This window comes from Amycolatopsis sp. NPDC058278, assembly GCF_042881395.1.
GTDB lineage: Bacteria > Actinomycetota > Actinomycetes > Mycobacteriales > Pseudonocardiaceae > Amycolatopsis.
In genome coordinates, this window is sequence record NZ_JBHVXZ010000115.1 from 1 (window position 1) to 15028 (window position 15028).

A 15028-nucleotide genomic window follows, 5' to 3' on the forward strand; every position below is an offset into this window, starting at 1 on the left:
CCTGAAGGCACTGGGTTCCTGAAGCGCCGAGGGCCGCCACCGGCGTCCGGTGGCGGCCTTCGGCGCGACGACGTCAGCCTTGCTGCTGCTGGGCCGCGATGTGCTCGGCGACCGCCTCGGGCAGCGTGATGGTCAGCGGGGTCCGAACCGGCATCGGCGCGTCACCGCGGTCGACGATGGTCCGCCGGACGATCTCGCGCAGCACCTCGACGGCCCCCGCGGCCTCCGACTGCGGCCCGGCGATGACGCCGCGCAGCATCCAGCGGGGCCGGTCGACGCCGACGAAGCGCAGGGCGACGTCGCCGATGATGGCCGAAATCTCCAGGCCCCAGACACCGCGGCCGAGGGTGACCTTGGCGCCGTCGGCCCGCAGCTGGTCGGCCAGTTCGCTGCTGACCTCCCGCCACAGCCCGCCCGAGCGCGGCGCGGCGTACGCGCTGACCGTGATCTGGCCCTGCTCGGTGACGACGTGCACGGCGCGCACGCCCCCGGCCTCCGGGTCCATCTCGACCTGGACCTGGGAACCGTCGGGCACCGGCACCTTCACCGAGCCGAGGTCGATCCGCGGGATGCCGTCGTCGTCGAAGTCGGCCACGTCGAACGGGCCGTCGGAGACGTCCGACAGCTCCGGCCCGTCCTCGTCGTCGTACGCCTCGTCCTCGAAAGTGTCGTCGGCCTCGGGCGCGGCGTGCCGTCCGGCGGACTCGCCCTCGGTCCGCCGCTTGCGTCCGAAAATCCCCACTACTTCTCCGTTCCTTCCCCAGCCACGGCGCTCGCGGCGAGCGCGTCTGCTCCCAGTGTGGCGTGTCCGCCCGTGGAGCCGTAGCCTCCGTCGCCCCGTTCGGTGGCGTCGAGCTCGGCGACCTCGACGAATTCGGCGTGTTCGACCCGTTGCACGACCAGCTGGGCGATCCGGTCGCCGCGCGCGAGCTTCACCGGGTGCACCGGGTCGTGGTTGATCAGGCAGACCTTGATCTCCCCGCGGTAGCCCGAGTCGATCGTTCCCGGGGTGTTCACGACCGAGAGGCCGGCCCGGGCCGCCAGGCCGGACCGCGGGTGGACGAACCCCGCGTACCCGGGCGGGAGCGCGATCGCGACGCCGGTGCCGACGACGCCGCGTTCCCCGGGTCCGAGCACGATATCCGAGGTGGTGACGAGATCGGCGCCCGCGTCGCCCGGTCGGGCGTAGGCGGGCAGCGGGACATCCGGGTCGAGCCGGGAGAGGAGTACCTGAACGCTGGACACGGGCGGCGAGATTACTCTCTACCCGTGGGTGAATCAGCGAAGACGGCCGCGAACGCCGCCGTGCGGCACTCCGAACGGCTGTACGTCCCGTGGTGGGGCTGGCCGCTACCGGTGCTGGGGGCGATCCTGCTCGCCGCCGAGATCGACCTCGGGTACCCCGGGATCCGGGCGTGGCTGCCGTACGTGATCGCGCTGCCGGTCGTCGTGGCGCTGCTGCTGTCGCTGGGCCGGTCGAAGGTCCGGATCACCGGCGGTGACGAGCCGGAGCTGTGGGTCGGCGACGCGCACCTGCCGCTGCGCTACGCCGGCGAGGTGGAGATCTTCGACAAGGAAGCCAAGCGCACGGCCCTGGGGCGCGACGGCGACCCGGCCGCCTACGTGCTGCACCGCGGCTGGGTCGGCCCGGTGGTCAAGGTCCGGCTGACGGACGCGAACGACCCGACGCCGTACTGGCTGTTCAGCACCCGGCACCCCGAACGCGTCGCCGAGCTGCTCAAGGGCGCCTGAACACGCCCCCTCGAGACAGGGAAGGGGGCCGGCCTGCCGGCCGGCCCCCTTGTCCCCAGCGCGCTTCGAGCCTTCCCCGGTCTCCCTCGAGGCTCTCCGTCGCGTCTGTTCGTCCCCTGAAACCCTGTCCGAGATCCCCGTGCCGTCAGGCGCAGTCGCGGCAGATCAGGCGTCCGCCGTTGTCCTCGGCCAGCCGGCTGCGGTGGTGCACCAGGAAGCACACGGAGCAGGTGAACTCGTCCGCCTGCTTCGGCACCACCTTCACGGTCATGTCCTCACCGGAAAGCCCGGAGAGGTCGGCACCCGGCAGCTCGAAGTTCTCGGCGGTCGCGTCCTCGTCGACGTCGACGACGCCGGACTGGTTCTCGTTCCGCCGGGCCTTGAGCTCCTCCAACGAGTCTTCGGCCAGCTCGTCGGCTTCGCTGCGGCGCGGAGCGTCGTAGTCGGTAGCCATGTGTCCCTCACCCCTGCGATCAGCTTGTGTAGTCGTTTTCCCGGACTCCCGGATGCGCCCGTGAGTCCGCCGTGCCGCTGGTCAACGTTCCAGGGCCCTCGTTTGTGCCCGACGGCCGAAGTGACCGAGGTCTCTTCTTTTTGCGCCTCTTCCTGCGGCCGGAGCCCGGGAAGGGTAGCTCACCGCTCCGCGGGTTCTGCAACGAGTCAGACATTGCCGGGGAATCGTCACCCGACAGGGGGAACCCGCAGGTAAGACGCGTTGTCGTCCGTTCGGGTTGCGCGGGGGTGGAGAACTTCACGCGCGGCCGGTGTCCGCTTGCCCCGGCCGGCCCCGCCGTGGTGCGATCGCTGCACGGGGATCGGTCCGGCTGGGGCCCGGTACCGCAGGCAAGAGCACGGGAACCCACCGGGTGACCCGGGACCACGTGCGTCGGTCGCAGCGCCTAGGCTGAACGGCCTCGACGGTGCCCGGTACGCACGGTCGTTTCGGTGTTCGGGAAGGGACGGGCAGGTGGCGTCGGGGAACGGCATCGGGGACCGTGGGACGCGGCCGTATCGCAAGCACAAGCCGCTGCCGGCGCTGATCGTCATCGGCGTGCTCGCCGTGGGCGCGATCGTCGTCTGGGTGCACGCCGCGATCGGCAAGGGCGACGTCGACGAGGCCGTCAAGTGCGACCCGCCGGCCAGCCCGCCACCGGGCGTGACGTTCAGCAGCCTGCCCCACAACGCGCTCGACGACCGCGCCCCCATCCCGCCGGACAAGGTCGCCTACCGGGTCCTCAACGCCTCGGGCAGCCGCGGCCAGGGTGGCATCACCACGACGGCGCTGCGCGAACTCGGCTTCACCGGCGCCGCCGACCCGGCCAACGACCCGGCGTACGAGAACCGCGAGGCCAAGTGCCGCGGTCAGATCCGCTTCGGCGAAAACGGCGTCACCGCGGCCCGGACGCTCAGCCTCGTCGTGCCGTGCGCCGAGCTGGTCCAGGACAACCGCAAGGACGCGAGCGTCGACGTGGTCACGGGCACGCTGTTCGGCGACCTGCGGCCCAACGCCGAAGCCCGCCGGATCATCACCCAGCTCGCCGACTGGTCGAAGGCCCACCAGGGCGGCGGCGGCAACGAGCAGTCCGCGGGCGCGCCGGCCCCGGTCGTCGACCAGACGCTGCTGGCCTCGGCCCGCGACGCGGCCTGCTGACCCTGCGCCGTCCCGGCCGTCCGGCCGGTGAGGACCCGCTCAGACCTCCGCCGCGCCGCAGTCCGCCAGCACCTTCCGCAGCGGGTCCGCGATCGACGGGGCCGCCGCGTACGTCGCGTCCGCGCCCAGCTCCGGTGCCGCGCCCGGGACGGACACCTGCGCGCCCGCCTCCGCCGCGATCAGCGCCCCCGCCGCCCAGTCCCAGCGGTTGAGCCCGTGCTCGACGTAGGCGTCCAGCCAGCCCGCCGCCACCGCGCACAGGTCCAGCGACGCCGCGCCGTTGCGGCGGATGTCCCGCACCCGCCCCAGCAGCTCCGCCGCGAACCGCGACTGCCGCGTCCGCCGCTCCCGCGAATACGCGAAACCGGTTCCGACCAGCGTCACTTCCAGGCTCGACGGCGCCGACACCGCCAGCCGCCGCCCGTCCAGGAACGCGCCCTGCCCGCGGGCCGCCGACCAGACGCGGCCGCTCGCCGGCTCGGCCACCGCTCCGGCCACCGACACGCCGCCGACCTGCGCGGCCACCGACACCGCGAACCACGGCAGCCCGTAGAGGAAGTTGACCGTCCCGTCGATCGGGTCGACCACCCACGTCACGCCGTCGCCCGCGGCGCCGCCGCCTTCCTCGCCCAGCACCGGCTCCCCCGGGCGCAGTTCGGCCAGCCGCGCGCGCACCAGGCGTTCGGACTCGTGGTCCACCGCGGTCACCACGTCGGTGGCCCCGGACTTGGTGCCGACGGCCACCGCCCGGCCCGCCGCCATGCCTTCCCAGGCCTCGCGGACCAGGGCGGCGGCTTCCGTCGCGACCTGCACCGCGACGCTTTTCAGCAACGACTCGTCAACTCCCACGTCCGACATGTCACCACATCCGGTTAAAGTCTCCGAGGCAGGCTTCTGAATCGTGCGAGAAGGGACCACGTCCGTGGTGGAGGCGACCCGCCGAGGTTTCGGCATCGACATCGGCGGCAGCGGGATCAAGGGCGCCTTGGTCGACCTGGACAAGGGACAGCTCATCGGCGACCGCATCCGGATCGAGACGCCGAAGCCGTCCACGCCGTCGGCGGTGGCGGACGTCGTGCACGACATCGTCACGCAGGCGGGCTGGGACGGCCCGGTCGGCGTGACGCTGCCGGCGGTCGTCAAGAAGGGCGTCGCGCACACCGCGGCCAACATCGACAAGCAGTGGATCGGCACCGACGCCGACGCGCTGTTCGCCAAGCGGCTCGGCCGGAGCGTCGACCAGGTCGCGATGCTGAACGACGCCGACGCGGCGGGCATGGCGGAGATCCGCTTCGGCGACCCGGTCGCGCGCACGGGCGTGACGGCGCTGCTCACCTTCGGCACCGGCATCGGCAGCGCGGTCTTCCAGGACGGCAAGCTCGTCCCCAACACCGAATTCGGCCACCTCGAGATCGACGGCCACGACGCCGAGAAGCGCGCGGCCGCTTCGGTGAAGGACAACGAGGGGCTCTCCTACCCCGAATGGGCCAAGCGCGTGCACCGTTACCTGACCGTGCTGGAGAACCTGATCTGGCCCGACCTGTTCATCGTCGGCGGCGGGGTCAGCAAGAAGGCCGAGAAATGGGTGCCGCTGCTGGACATCCGCACTCCGGTGCTGGTGGCGAGCCTGCAGAACAACGCCGGGATCGTCGGCGCCGCGGCCGCCGCGGCGGAGGGCATCCAGCACTGATTCGGCTCTGAGGGTGATCGCTTCGCACCGCATGCGCGTACCGTCGTTACAATGGAACACGGCCCACGGCTGCGGAGGTCAAAACCGCAGGCCGAGGCGTGATCCCCGAATGTGAGGCAGCAATGGCCCCAGGCCGTTGCTCGTCGTGATCGACCGCTGCGAAAGGGCGTAAGTGGCAGCCGCAAGAACCGCAACCCGAGGCGGGACGAAGACAGCGACCGCAGCCGGCGAGCCGGCCGAAGAGGCAGCCACCGGGACGGCGAAGCCGGCGGCCCGCAAGACCACCACCGCCAAGAAGGCTCCGGCCAAGAAGGCTCCGGCGAAGAAGGCCGTGACCAAGGGCGGCAAGACCGAAGACGGCGAGCCGGACGGCCCCGAAGTCCTCGAGGACGACGAACTGGGTACGCCCGACCTGTCGGACCTGGAAGAGGTCGAGGTCGACGTCGTCGACGAGACGGTCACCGACGAGCCGGACGCCGACTCGGCCGACGACGATGACGACGAGGAGTCCGACGAGGAGACCCCGGCGCAGCGCCGTCGCGGTGTCGCGGCGGACAAGGCCGCGGCCAAGGCCGACAACCCGGACTTCGTCTGGGACGAGGAGGAGTCCGAGGCGCTGCGCCAGGCGCGCAAGGACGCCGAGCTCACCGCGTCCGCCGACTCCGTGCGTGCCTACCTCAAGCAGATCGGCAAGGTCGCGCTGCTGAACGCCGAGGAGGAGGTGGAGCTGGCCAAGCGGATCGAGGCCGGGCTCTACGCCGCCGAGCGCGTGCGCACCGCCGAGGAGGAGGGCGAGAAGCTCGTCACCCAGATGCGCCGCGATCTCAAGTGGATCGTGCGTGACGGCGAGCGCGCCAAGAACCACCTGCTCGAGGCGAACCTCCGGCTCGTGGTCTCGCTGGCCAAGCGCTACACCGGCCGCGGCATGGCGTTCCTGGACCTGATCCAGGAGGGCAACCTCGGCCTGATCCGCGCGGTGGAGAAGTTCGACTACACCAAGGGCTACAAGTTCTCGACGTACGCCACGTGGTGGATCCGCCAGGCGATCACCCGCGCGATGGCCGACCAGGCGCGCACCATCCGCATCCCGGTGCACATGGTCGAGGTCATCAACAAGCTGGGCCGCATCCAGCGCGAACTGCTCCAGGACCTCGGCCGCGAGCCGACCCCGGAAGAGCTCGCGAAGGAAATGGACATCTCCCCGGAGAAGGTCCTGGAGATCCAGCAGTACGCGCGTGAGCCGATCTCGCTCGACCAGACGATCGGCGACGAGGGCGACTCGCAGCTCGGTGACTTCATCGAGGACTCCGAAGCGGTCGTCGCGGTCGACGCGGTGTCGTTCACGCTGCTGCAGGACCAGCTCCAGTCGGTGCTGCAGACGCTGTCCGAGCGCGAGGCGGGCGTGGTCCGGCTGCGCTTCGGCCTCACGGACGGCCAGCCGCGCACGCTCGACGAGATCGGCCAGGTGTACGGGGTGACCCGTGAGCGCATCCGGCAGATCGAGTCGAAGACGATGTCGAAGCTGCGTCACCCGTCGCGGTCCCAGGTCCTGCGGGACTACCTGGACTGAGTCTCCTCACGGGACAACGGAAACCCCGCCACCGGAGCCGGTGGCGGGGTTTTCCCGTTGCGGTTCAGGGCACGGCCAGCCCGCGCTCCCGCAGCGACTGCTCGACGCGCAGGCGTTCGATCTCGCGGTCCATCCCCTCGGGCAGTTCCCCGAGCCGGTGCGGGACGCCGACCTGGCGGCACGCCTGGGTGAGGAGCTCGTCGTACGCCTGCCGCGTCCCGAACCGCCGGGCCGCCGGGGTCCCGGACGGGTAGTCCACGAGCAGCCGGTGCACCCGCCGCAGGTCCGCGGCGACGCGTTCGATCGGCGGCCCCTGCGGTTGCGGCTTCGCGCGCTTCGCCCGGAGCCAGTCGACCAGCTTGGGGACGCGCAGCGCGCACCAGAACAGCACCGTGGGAGCGATGCACACCACGGCGAAGAGGATCAGGTTCGCCAGGACGCCGCCGGAGCCGCCCATCCCCCGATGGTAAGCCCGCCGGGCCGCCCCGGCAGAAGGCTTTTCGGGGCAGCCCGCGTGATCAGAGCCGGATCTTGCGTGACTGAACACGGATCTCGCGTGATTGAAGCCGGAACTCGCGAGTTCCGGCTTCAATCACGTGGGTTCCGGCTTCAATCACGTGGGTTCCGGCTTGGATCACGGGAGTTCGGGGGTCTCCGGGGTCTCCTCGGCCAGCCAGAGGACGCCGGCCGGGGGGAGCTGGAGGACAGCGGAGGCCGGCTGGCCGTGCCACGGGTCCTCCGTCGCCTCCACCGTGCCGAGGTTGCCGACCCCGGAGCCGCCGTACGCCTCGGCGTCGGTGTTGACGACCTCCCGCCAGCGACCCGCCGCCGGCAGTCCCACCCGGTAGTCGTGGTGCGGGACGCCCGCGAAGTTGGCCACGCAGGCCAGCCGCGAGCCGTCGGCACCGATGCGGAGGAAGCTCAGCACGTTGCCGCTCGAGTCGTTCGCGTCGATCCAGCGGAAGCCGTCCGGCGAGGTGTCCTGGCTGTACAACGCCGGCGACGACCGGTACACCGTGTTCAGCGACCGCAGCAGCTCCCACACCCCGAGGTGCAGCGGCTCGTCCAGCAGGTGCCAGTCCAGCGACTTCGACTCCGACCACTCCCCCGGCTGGCCGAACTCGCCGCCCATGAACAGCAGCTGCTTGCCCGGGTGCGCCCACATGAACGCCAGCAGCGAGCGCAGGCCGGCCGCCTTGTTCCAGGCGTCGCCCGGCATCCGGCCCCACAGGGATCCCTTGCCGTGCACCACTTCGTCGTGCGACAGCGGCAGCACGAAGTTCTCGCTCCACGCGTACACGAGCGAGAACGTCATCTCGTTGTGGTGGTAGGCGCGGTGGATCGGCTCGTGCGAGAGGTACCGGAGCGTGTCGTGCATCCAGCCCATGTTCCACTTGAAGCCGAACCCGAGGCCGCCGAGGTGCGTCGGGCGCGTGACGCCCGGCCAGGCCGTCGACTCCTCCGCCACCATCACGATGCCCGGGTGCCGCTTGTAGACGGTCGCGTTCAGCTCCTGCAGGAACCGCACCGCGTCCAGGTTCTCGCGGCCGCCGTACTGGTTGGGCAGCCACTCCCCTTCCTTGCGGGAGTAGTCGAGGTAGAGCATCGACGCCACCGCGTCGACGCGCAGGCCGTCGAGGTGGAACTCCTCGATCCAGTACAGCGCGTTGGCGACCAGGAAGTTGCGGACCTCGTTGCGGCCGAAGTCGAACACGAGCGTGCCCCAGTCGGGCTGCTCGCCGCGGCGCGGGTCCGCGTGCTCGTAGAGCGCGGTGCCGTCGAACTTCGCCAGCGCCCAGCTGTCCTTCGGGAAGTGCGCGGGCACCCAGTCCACGAGCACGCCGATCCCCCGCTGGTGCAGGCGGTCGACGAAGTAGCGGAAGTCGTCCGGCGAGCCGAAGCGGGACGTCGGCGCGTAGTACGACGTCACCTGGTAGCCCCACGAGCCACCGAACGGGTGCTCCGACACCGGCAGCAGTTCCACGTGCGTGAAACCGGTTTCGACGAGGTAGTCGCCCAGCTGGTCGGCCAGCTCCCGGTAGTCAAGGCCCGGCCGCCACGAACCGAGGTGGACCTCGTAGACGCTCATCGGCGCCGCGGCCCACTGGGTCGCCTCCCGCTTCGCGACCCACTCGTCGTCTTCCCACAGGTACGTCGAGCTGGTCACGACCGAAGCCGTCGCCGGCGGCTGCTCCGTGCCGAACGCCATCGGGTCGGCCTTTTCGTGCCAGTTGCCGTCGGCACCCAGGATCCGGAACTTGTAGCAGGTGCCCACGCCGACGCCGGGCACGAACAGCTCCCAGACCCCGGACGAGCCGAGCGAGCGCATCGGGTGCCCGCGCCCGTCCCAGCCGTTGAAGTCGCCGATCACGCGGATGCCCCGCGCGTTCGGCGCCCAGACCGCGAACGACGTCCCCTCGACGACACCGTTCGGCGTCTCGTAGGACCGGACGTGCGCGCCCAGCGCCTCCCAGAGCCGCTCGTGGCGGCCCTCGCCGATCAGGTGCCGGTCCAGCTCGCCCACCGTGGGCAGCCAGCGGTACGGGTCGTCGGAAGTGGCGGTGTGCCCGTCGTACTCGACTTCCAGCCGGTAGTCGCCGGGGTGTTCGGGCACGGCGACGGCGAACAGCGCGTCGATCACCGGTTCCATCGGGTACTTCTGCCCGCCCGCGCACAGCGTGACGGCTTTCGCGCCGGGCAGCAGTGCCCGGGCCGCGAAGCCCTTGCCCACCGCGTGCACGCCCAGCACCGAGTGCGGGTCGTGGTGGGAACCGGCGAGCAGCCGGTCGATGTCCGCGGCCGGCGGGGCCGCGGCCGGGAGGCCTTCGGGAGCCGCGTTCACGGTGTCGTCCCTCCGCTAGTGATCCGGGCGATCGAGGCGAGCGGCACGCCCAGCCAGTCCGGCCGGTTCGCGTGCTCGTAACCCACTTCGTAGACCGCCTTGTCCAGTTCGAACGCGCGCAGCAGCTCGCCCTGCGCCCGCGGGTCCGCCGCGATCGCGGCGTAGCCCTCGCAGAACGCCGCCCGGTTGCGCTCCGACCACTCGTGGGCGCGCTCGGCCAGCACCGGCTCGTCCGGCTGGCCGACCAGCATCTGCTGGGCCGCGTAGTCGAACGACCTCAGCATGCCCGCGACGTCGCGCAACGGCGACCGCAGCGCGTGGCGTTCCTCGACCGGGGCCGCGGGCTCGCCCTCGAAGTCGATCAGCAGCCAGCCGCCGACGGTCCGCAGCACCTGCCCGAGGTGCAGGTCGCCGTGGATGTACTGCATGGTCACCGAGCCCGCGGGCAGCGTGCGCAGCCCCTCGAACGCCGCCCGCAGCTTCGGGGCGTGCGCGGCCAGCTCGGGTACCCGCCCGGCGATCGTGTCGAGCCGGGCGAGCATCGCCTTCGTCGAGCGCTCGAGCTCGTCGGCGTCGACCGGCTCGGTGCCGAGCGCCTCGGCGAGGTCCGCGTGCACCTCGGCGACGGCGCGCCCGAGCCGCTCGGCCTCGCCGGCGAAGTCGCCGCCGACCTCCTCGGGATGCAGTTCGGGTGCGGCCATCAGGTCGCGGACGCTGGTGGTGGCCATCGCCCAGCCGTCGACCGCGTCCGACACGAACTGCTGGAGCATGCCGACCGTGGTCGGCTCGCCGTCCAGGTCGCCGGTGATCGACCCGAGCACCGGTGCGATGTGCTTGCTGCCGACGCCCTGCAGCGCGCGGTGCAGCAGCAGGTCCTTGTTCTTGCCCGGCGTCAGCTTCCGGAACAGCTTGAGGATGTACTGCCCGCCGTAGACCAGGGACGTGTTGCTCTGCTCCGACGTGATCGGCCGGGCGCGCAGGCCGGTCTCCAGCTCCACGCCGGGCTCGTGCTCGAAGACCAGCGAACCGACCTGCTCCTCGCGGGCCATCAGGTCCAGCAGCACGCCGGTGACGTCCAGGTCGCCGGACGCCTCGTAGGCGTTGAGGTCGCCGACGGCGCCGATCCAGCTGGTCGAGGCGATCTCCGGCGGATGCGTCCGCCGGCCCACCAGCAGCTGGTAGGGCTCGCGCCGGTCGTCCTGGACGACCTCGACGACGGCGTGCAGCAGCTGCGGATCACCGGAAACCAGCTCGGTCACGCCGAGCGGCCGGACGCCGGTCACCGGCCGGTCCTTGCCGGCGAACCACCGCTGTTCGGGCAGCCAGCGCTTCAGGTCGCCGGTCAGGTCGTCGACCAGCTCGCGCGGGTCGGACAAGGGACTCACCTCGCTTCGCCTTCGTCTCCCGGGCTCGTCAGCTGGAACCAGTAGAAGCCGTGCCCGGGCAGCGTCAGCAGGTACGACAGGTCCCCGATGCTGGGGAACCGCACGCCACCGGTGAGCTCCACCGGCGTGCACCCGCGGTGCGCGGACAGGTCCAGCTCCACCGGCTGCGGGAACCGGGACAGGTTGTTCACACAGAGCACGACGTCTTCGCCGCCGTCCGGGCGCCGCCACTGGCGCTTGTAGGCCAGCACGCTGGGGTTGGACCCGCCGAGGTCGACGAACTCGCCTTCGGCGAACGCGTGGTGCTGTTTGCGCACCTCGATCATCCGCCGGGTCCAGTTCAGCAGCGAGGCTTCGTTGTTCGACTGCGCCTCGACGTTCAGGCCTTGGTAGCCGTACACCGGGTCCATGATCACCGGCAGGTAGATCCGGCCGGGGTCGCAGGAGGAGAACCCGGCGTTGCGGTCCGGGGTCCACTGCATGGGGGTGCGCACCGCGTCGCGGTCGCCGAGCCAGATGTTGTCTCCCATGCCGATCTCGTCACCGTAGTACAGAACGGGCGAACCGGGGAGGGACAGCAGCATCGCGGTGAACAGCTCCTGCTGGTTGCGGTCGTTGTCCAGCAGCGGGGCCAGCCTCCGGCGGATGCCGATGTTGGCCTTCATCCGCGGGTCCTTGGCGTACTCCGCGTACATGTAGTCGCGCTCGTCGTCGGTGACCATCTCGAGGGTCAGCTCGTCGTGGTTGCGCAGGAAGATGCCCCACTGGCTGCCGCTGGGGATCTCCGGGGTCTGGGCCATGATCTCCGAGATCGGGAAGCGGGACTCGCGCCGCACCGCCATGAAGATCCGCGGCATCAGCGGGAAGTGGAACGCCATGTGGCACTCGTCGCCGCCGACCGCCGGGTCGCCGAAGTACTCGACGACGTCCGAGGGCCACTGGTTCGCCTCGGCCAGCAGGATGCGGCCCGGGTACTCGTCGTCGACGACCTTGCGGCAGCGCTTGAGGAACTCGTGCGTGCGCGGCAGGTTCTCGCAGTTGGTGCCCTCCTGCTCGAACAGGTACGGCACGGCGTCCAGGCGGAACCCGTCGATGCCCAGGTCCAGCCAGAACCGCAGGGTGTCGATCATCGCGTTCTGGACGTCGACGTTCTCGAAGTTCAGGTCGGGCTGGTGGGAGAAGAACCGGTGCCAGTAGAACTGGCCGCGCACCGGGTCGTAGGTCCAGTTCGACGTCTCGGTGTCGACGAAGATGATCCGCGCGTCGGCGTAGCGGGAGTCGTCGTCGCTCCACACGTAGTAGTCGCCGTACGGGCCGTCGGGGTCGCTGCGGGACTGCTGGAACCACGGGTGCGCGTCCGAGGTGTGGTTGAGCACGAGGTCGGTGATCACCCGGATGCCGCGCCGGTGCGCCTCGTTGAGCAGGAAGACGAAGTCCTCGACGCTGCCGAATTCCGGGAGCACCGCACGGAAGTCGCTGATGTCGTACCCGCCGTCGCGCAGCGGCGAAGCGTAGAACGGCGGCAGCCACAGGCAGTCGATGCCCAGCCAGGCCAGGTAATCGAGCCGGCCGGCCAGGCCGCGCAGGTCGCCGGTGCCGTCGCCGTTGGAGTCGGCGAACGCGCGCACCAGCACTTCGTAGAACACCGCGCCCTTGAACCACTCCGGGTTGCTCGGCGCTTGCTGCGCCGACCGGAAGTCCCCGGCCTGCGGTTCCACGAGCATGCCGTCGGCGGTCATCGCCTCGCCGGTGTGCGGCACGCCCTCCAGCCCCAACGCCGCATCGGGCCGGGCCTCATCCGCCATGTGGTCCACCTCAGTTCCTCGGATTCCTGTCCTTCCGTTTCTCAGCCGGCCAGGCGGCGTCTCACCGACACCACGTGCGCCACCGCCCGCCAGGGTTCGAGCCGGACGAAGTTCGCCGGACCCCAGTCCCAGGTGTCACCGGTGACCTCGTCGTGGGCGATGAGCCGTTCGTGCGCTTCGAAGCCGAGCGCCGCGGTGTCGAGCCAGAGCGTGCCCTCTTGGGGCCCGTACGGGTCGAGGGTGACGACCGTGACCACGGTGTCGCCGGTGGCCGGGTCCTGTTTGGAGTAGGCCAGCAGCGCGTCGTTGTCGATGTGGTGGAAGTGCAGGGTGCGCATCTGCTGCAGCGCCGGGTGCGCGCGGCGGACGGCGTTCAGCTTCGCCAGCCACGGCTCCAGCGAACGCCCTTCGTCGAGCGCGCGCTCGAAGTCGCGCGGGCGCAGCTGGTACTTCTCGGAGTCGAGGTACTCCTCGCTGCCTTCGCGGACCGGAACGTGCTCGAACAGCTCGTAGCCGGAGTAGACCCCCCACGTCGGCGAGATCGTCGCCGCCAGCGCGGCCCGCAGCGCGAACATGCCGGGGCCGCCGCGCTGCAGCGACTCGTGGAGGATGTCCGGGGTGTTGACGAACAGGTTCGGCCGGCCCTCGTTCCAGTGTTCGCGCAGGTCGATGGCGAAGTCGATCAGCTCCTGCTTGCCGGTGCGCCAGGTGAAGTAGGTGTAGCTCTGGGTGAAGCCGAGCCGGGCCAGGCCCCACAGCCGCGCCGGGCGGGTGAACGCCTCGGCCAGGAACAGCACGTCCGGGTGGGCGTCCTTGACCGACTGGATCAGCCAGGCCCAGAAGTCCGGCGGCTTGGTGTGCGGGTTGTCGACCCGGAAGATCTTCACCCCGTGGTCGATCCAGACGGTGATGACCCGCAGCATCTCCTCGTAGACGGCCTTGGGGTCGTTGTCGAAGTTGATCGGGTAGATGTCCTGGTACTTCTTCGGCGGGTTCTCCGCGTACGCGATCGAGCCGTCCGGGCGGGTCGTGAAGAACTCGGGGTGCTTGAGCACCCACGGGTGGTCGGGCGCGGCCTGCAGCGCGAAGTCGAGCGCCACCTCCATGCCGAGTTCTTCCGCGCGGGCCACGAAGGCGTCGAAGTCGTCGAAGGTGCCGAGGTCGGGGTGGATGGCGTCGTGGCCGCCCTCGTCGGCACCGATCGCCCACGGCGAACCGACGTCTTCCGGCTTGGCGTCGAGGGTGTTGTTGGGTCCCTTGCGGTTGACTCGCCCGATCGGGTGAACCGGCGGGAGGTAGACGACGTCGAAGCCCATTTTCGCGACGCGGTCGAGCGCGGTCGCGGCGGTGGCGAAGGTGCCGTGCACCGGCTTGCCCTCGGCGTCGAGGCCGCCGGTCGAGCGGGGGAACAGCTCGTACCACGAGCCGTACGCGGCGCGGCGGCGGTCCACCCACACCTTGTGCGGCTTGCCCTTGGTGATCAGCTCCCGCACCGGGAACTCGTGCATGACCTGGCGGACCTCGGGCGAGAGCGCGGGACCGACGCGTTCGGCGAGACTGCGCTCCTCGTCGCGCAGGGCCTTCACCGCGCCGATCAGCAGCGCCTTCTCCCCCCGGCGGTCCGGGCGGCGGGAGACGCGCTCGATCAGCCGGGCGCCGTTCTCGATGTCGTTGGCCAGGTCCTCGGGCCCCTGCCCGGCGGCGACCTTCACCTCGACGTTGTGCTCCCACGTCGACCACGGGTCGCCCCACGCGTCGATCCGGAACGTCCAGAGACCGGTGGTGTCCGGGGCGATCACCGCGGCGAAGGAGTCCGGGTGGTCGGGACCGCGCGGCACCATCCGCGTCTGGCGCGTGAGCCGGTCGTCCGGGCCGCGCCACGCGACCGTGGCCGCGACCGCGTCATGGCCCTCGCGCCAGACGGTCGCGAAGACCGGGATGTGTTCCCCCACAACGGCTTTGGCCGGATACCGGCCACAGCTCACGCTGGGGGAGACGTCGTCGATGCCGAGCCGGCCGGTCATGGGCAACGCCCTTCGATATGTCGGTTGGACGCAGACGGCGACAGTCTGCCTGACTCGATCAAGCGTCCACACGGCAGGGTTCTCTATCCCTGTACCCAAACTGGATCAGGTGAAACGCTTCCCGCGCAACGAGTTCCGCGCGCGTGTCCGGCAGGTTACGACCGGGCACCGGCCCCGCCTCCGGTCCCGCCGCGACGACACGCGAGCCCGAACGGCCGAAACCCGTACCCCAAGGGACGACTCGCGCGTGCTTGAAGGGTCGACACGCGTGATCGGGGAGTCAACTCACGTGATTGGAGGGTCGACACG

13 protein-coding genes are annotated in these 15028 nt (G+C 70.8%); 4 read left to right on the plus strand and 9 right to left on the minus strand.

Annotated features, from left to right (window positions below; all coding sequences use genetic code 11):
• Positions 1-73 precede the first annotated feature (73 nt).
• Both ACFVYA_RS39310 and dut read right to left on the minus strand, forming a co-directional pair.
• On the minus strand, positions 74-742 hold the full coding sequence (locus ACFVYA_RS39310) for a DUF3710 domain-containing protein (RefSeq protein WP_285989881.1): 669 nt from the start codon (positions 740-742) through the stop codon (positions 74-76).
• Entirely contained in the window at positions 742-1245 is a 504-nt protein-coding gene (dut, locus tag ACFVYA_RS39315) for a dUTP diphosphatase (protein ID WP_285989880.1), read from the minus strand. The genes ACFVYA_RS39310 and dut overlap by 1 nt, the downstream gene beginning before the upstream one ends.
• A gap of 24 nt (positions 1246-1269) precedes the next feature.
• On the opposite strand from dut, the gene ACFVYA_RS39320 reads away from it, so the two are divergent.
• On the plus strand, positions 1270-1752 hold the full coding sequence (locus ACFVYA_RS39320) for a DUF3093 domain-containing protein (RefSeq protein ID WP_387052300.1): 483 nt from the start codon (positions 1270-1272) through the stop codon (positions 1750-1752).
• A gap of 145 nt (positions 1753-1897) precedes the next feature.
• Here the strand turns inward: ACFVYA_RS39320 and ACFVYA_RS39325 are convergent, their stop codons facing one another.
• Positions 1898-2206 carry a DUF4193 domain-containing protein gene (locus ACFVYA_RS39325; RefSeq protein ID WP_013224476.1) on the minus strand — a complete coding sequence of 103 codons (309 nt, stop codon included), beginning with the start codon at positions 2204-2206 and terminating at the stop codon, positions 1898-1900.
• A 513-nt stretch (positions 2207-2719) separates the two neighbouring features.
• Here ACFVYA_RS39325 and cei point away from each other — a divergent pair.
• On the plus strand, positions 2720-3403 hold the full coding sequence (gene cei, locus ACFVYA_RS39330) for an envelope integrity protein Cei (protein WP_285989878.1): 684 nt from the start codon (positions 2720-2722) through the stop codon (positions 3401-3403).
• A 39-nt stretch (positions 3404-3442) separates the two neighbouring features.
• On the opposite strand, the gene ACFVYA_RS39335 is transcribed toward cei, so the two are convergent.
• Entirely contained in the window at positions 3443-4261 is an 819-nt protein-coding gene (locus tag ACFVYA_RS39335; RefSeq protein ID WP_285989877.1) for an inositol monophosphatase family protein, read from the minus strand.
• 64 nt (positions 4262-4325) lie between these two features.
• Between ACFVYA_RS39335 and ppgK the strand changes: the two genes are divergently transcribed.
• Together ppgK and ACFVYA_RS39345 are read left to right on the plus strand one after the other, a co-directional pair.
• Positions 4326-5093, plus strand: a complete 768-nt coding sequence (gene ppgK, locus ACFVYA_RS39340) for a polyphosphate--glucose phosphotransferase (RefSeq protein ID WP_387052336.1) — start codon at positions 4326-4328, stop codon at positions 5091-5093.
• A 172-nt stretch (positions 5094-5265) separates the two neighbouring features.
• Entirely contained in the window at positions 5266-6663 is a 1398-nt protein-coding gene (locus ACFVYA_RS39345; RefSeq protein ID WP_387052304.1) for an RNA polymerase sigma factor, read from the plus strand.
• Positions 6664-6727: 64 nt separating this feature from the next.
• Here ACFVYA_RS39345 and ACFVYA_RS39350 read toward each other — a convergent pair whose 3' ends face one another.
• The 5 genes from ACFVYA_RS39350 to ACFVYA_RS39370 form a co-directional block, all read right to left on the minus strand.
• Complete coding sequence (locus tag ACFVYA_RS39350) at positions 6728-7120, minus strand: hypothetical protein (protein WP_387052306.1); 393 nt, start codon at positions 7118-7120, stop codon at positions 6728-6730.
• A 177-nt stretch (positions 7121-7297) separates the two neighbouring features.
• Positions 7298-9505, minus strand: coding sequence for a 1,4-alpha-glucan branching protein GlgB (gene glgB, locus ACFVYA_RS39355; protein ID WP_387052308.1), 2208 nt, complete (start codon positions 9503-9505; stop codon positions 7298-7300).
• Complete coding sequence (locus ACFVYA_RS39360; protein ID WP_387052310.1) at positions 9502-10881, minus strand: aminoglycoside phosphotransferase; 1380 nt, start codon at positions 10879-10881, stop codon at positions 9502-9504. The genes glgB and ACFVYA_RS39360 overlap by 4 nt, the downstream gene beginning before the upstream one ends.
• 5 nt (positions 10882-10886) lie before the next feature.
• Complete coding sequence (treS, locus tag ACFVYA_RS39365; protein ID WP_387052312.1) at positions 10887-12695, minus strand: maltose alpha-D-glucosyltransferase; 1809 nt, start codon at positions 12693-12695, stop codon at positions 10887-10889.
• Positions 12696-12736: 41 nt separating this feature from the next.
• Positions 12737-14719: a maltotransferase domain-containing protein gene (locus tag ACFVYA_RS39370; RefSeq protein WP_387052314.1), complete on the minus strand. Its 1983-nt coding sequence runs from the start codon at positions 14717-14719 to the stop codon at positions 12737-12739.
• Between the last annotated feature and the right edge of the window lie 309 nt (positions 14720-15028).

What these genes read in the sequence shown, in the direction of transcription:
- ACFVYA_RS39325 (WP_013224476.1), bottom strand. Translation starts at nt 2,206, where the DNA reads ATGGCTACCGACTACGACGCTCCGCGCCGCAGCGAAGCCGACGAGCTG.
- ACFVYA_RS39335 (WP_285989877.1), bottom strand. Translation starts at nt 4,261, where the DNA reads ATGTCGGACGTGGGAGTTGACGAGTCGTTGCTGAAAAGCGTCGCGGTG.
- ACFVYA_RS39350 (WP_387052306.1), bottom strand. Translation starts at nt 7,120, where the DNA reads ATGGGCGGCTCCGGCGGCGTCCTGGCGAACCTGATCCTCTTCGCCGTG.
- treS (WP_387052312.1), bottom strand. Translation starts at nt 12,695, where the DNA reads ATGGCGGATGAGGCCCGGCCCGATGCGGCGTTGGGGCTGGAGGGCGTG.
- ACFVYA_RS39370 (WP_387052314.1), bottom strand. Translation starts at nt 14,719, where the DNA reads ATGACCGGCCGGCTCGGCATCGACGACGTCTCCCCCAGCGTGAGCTGT.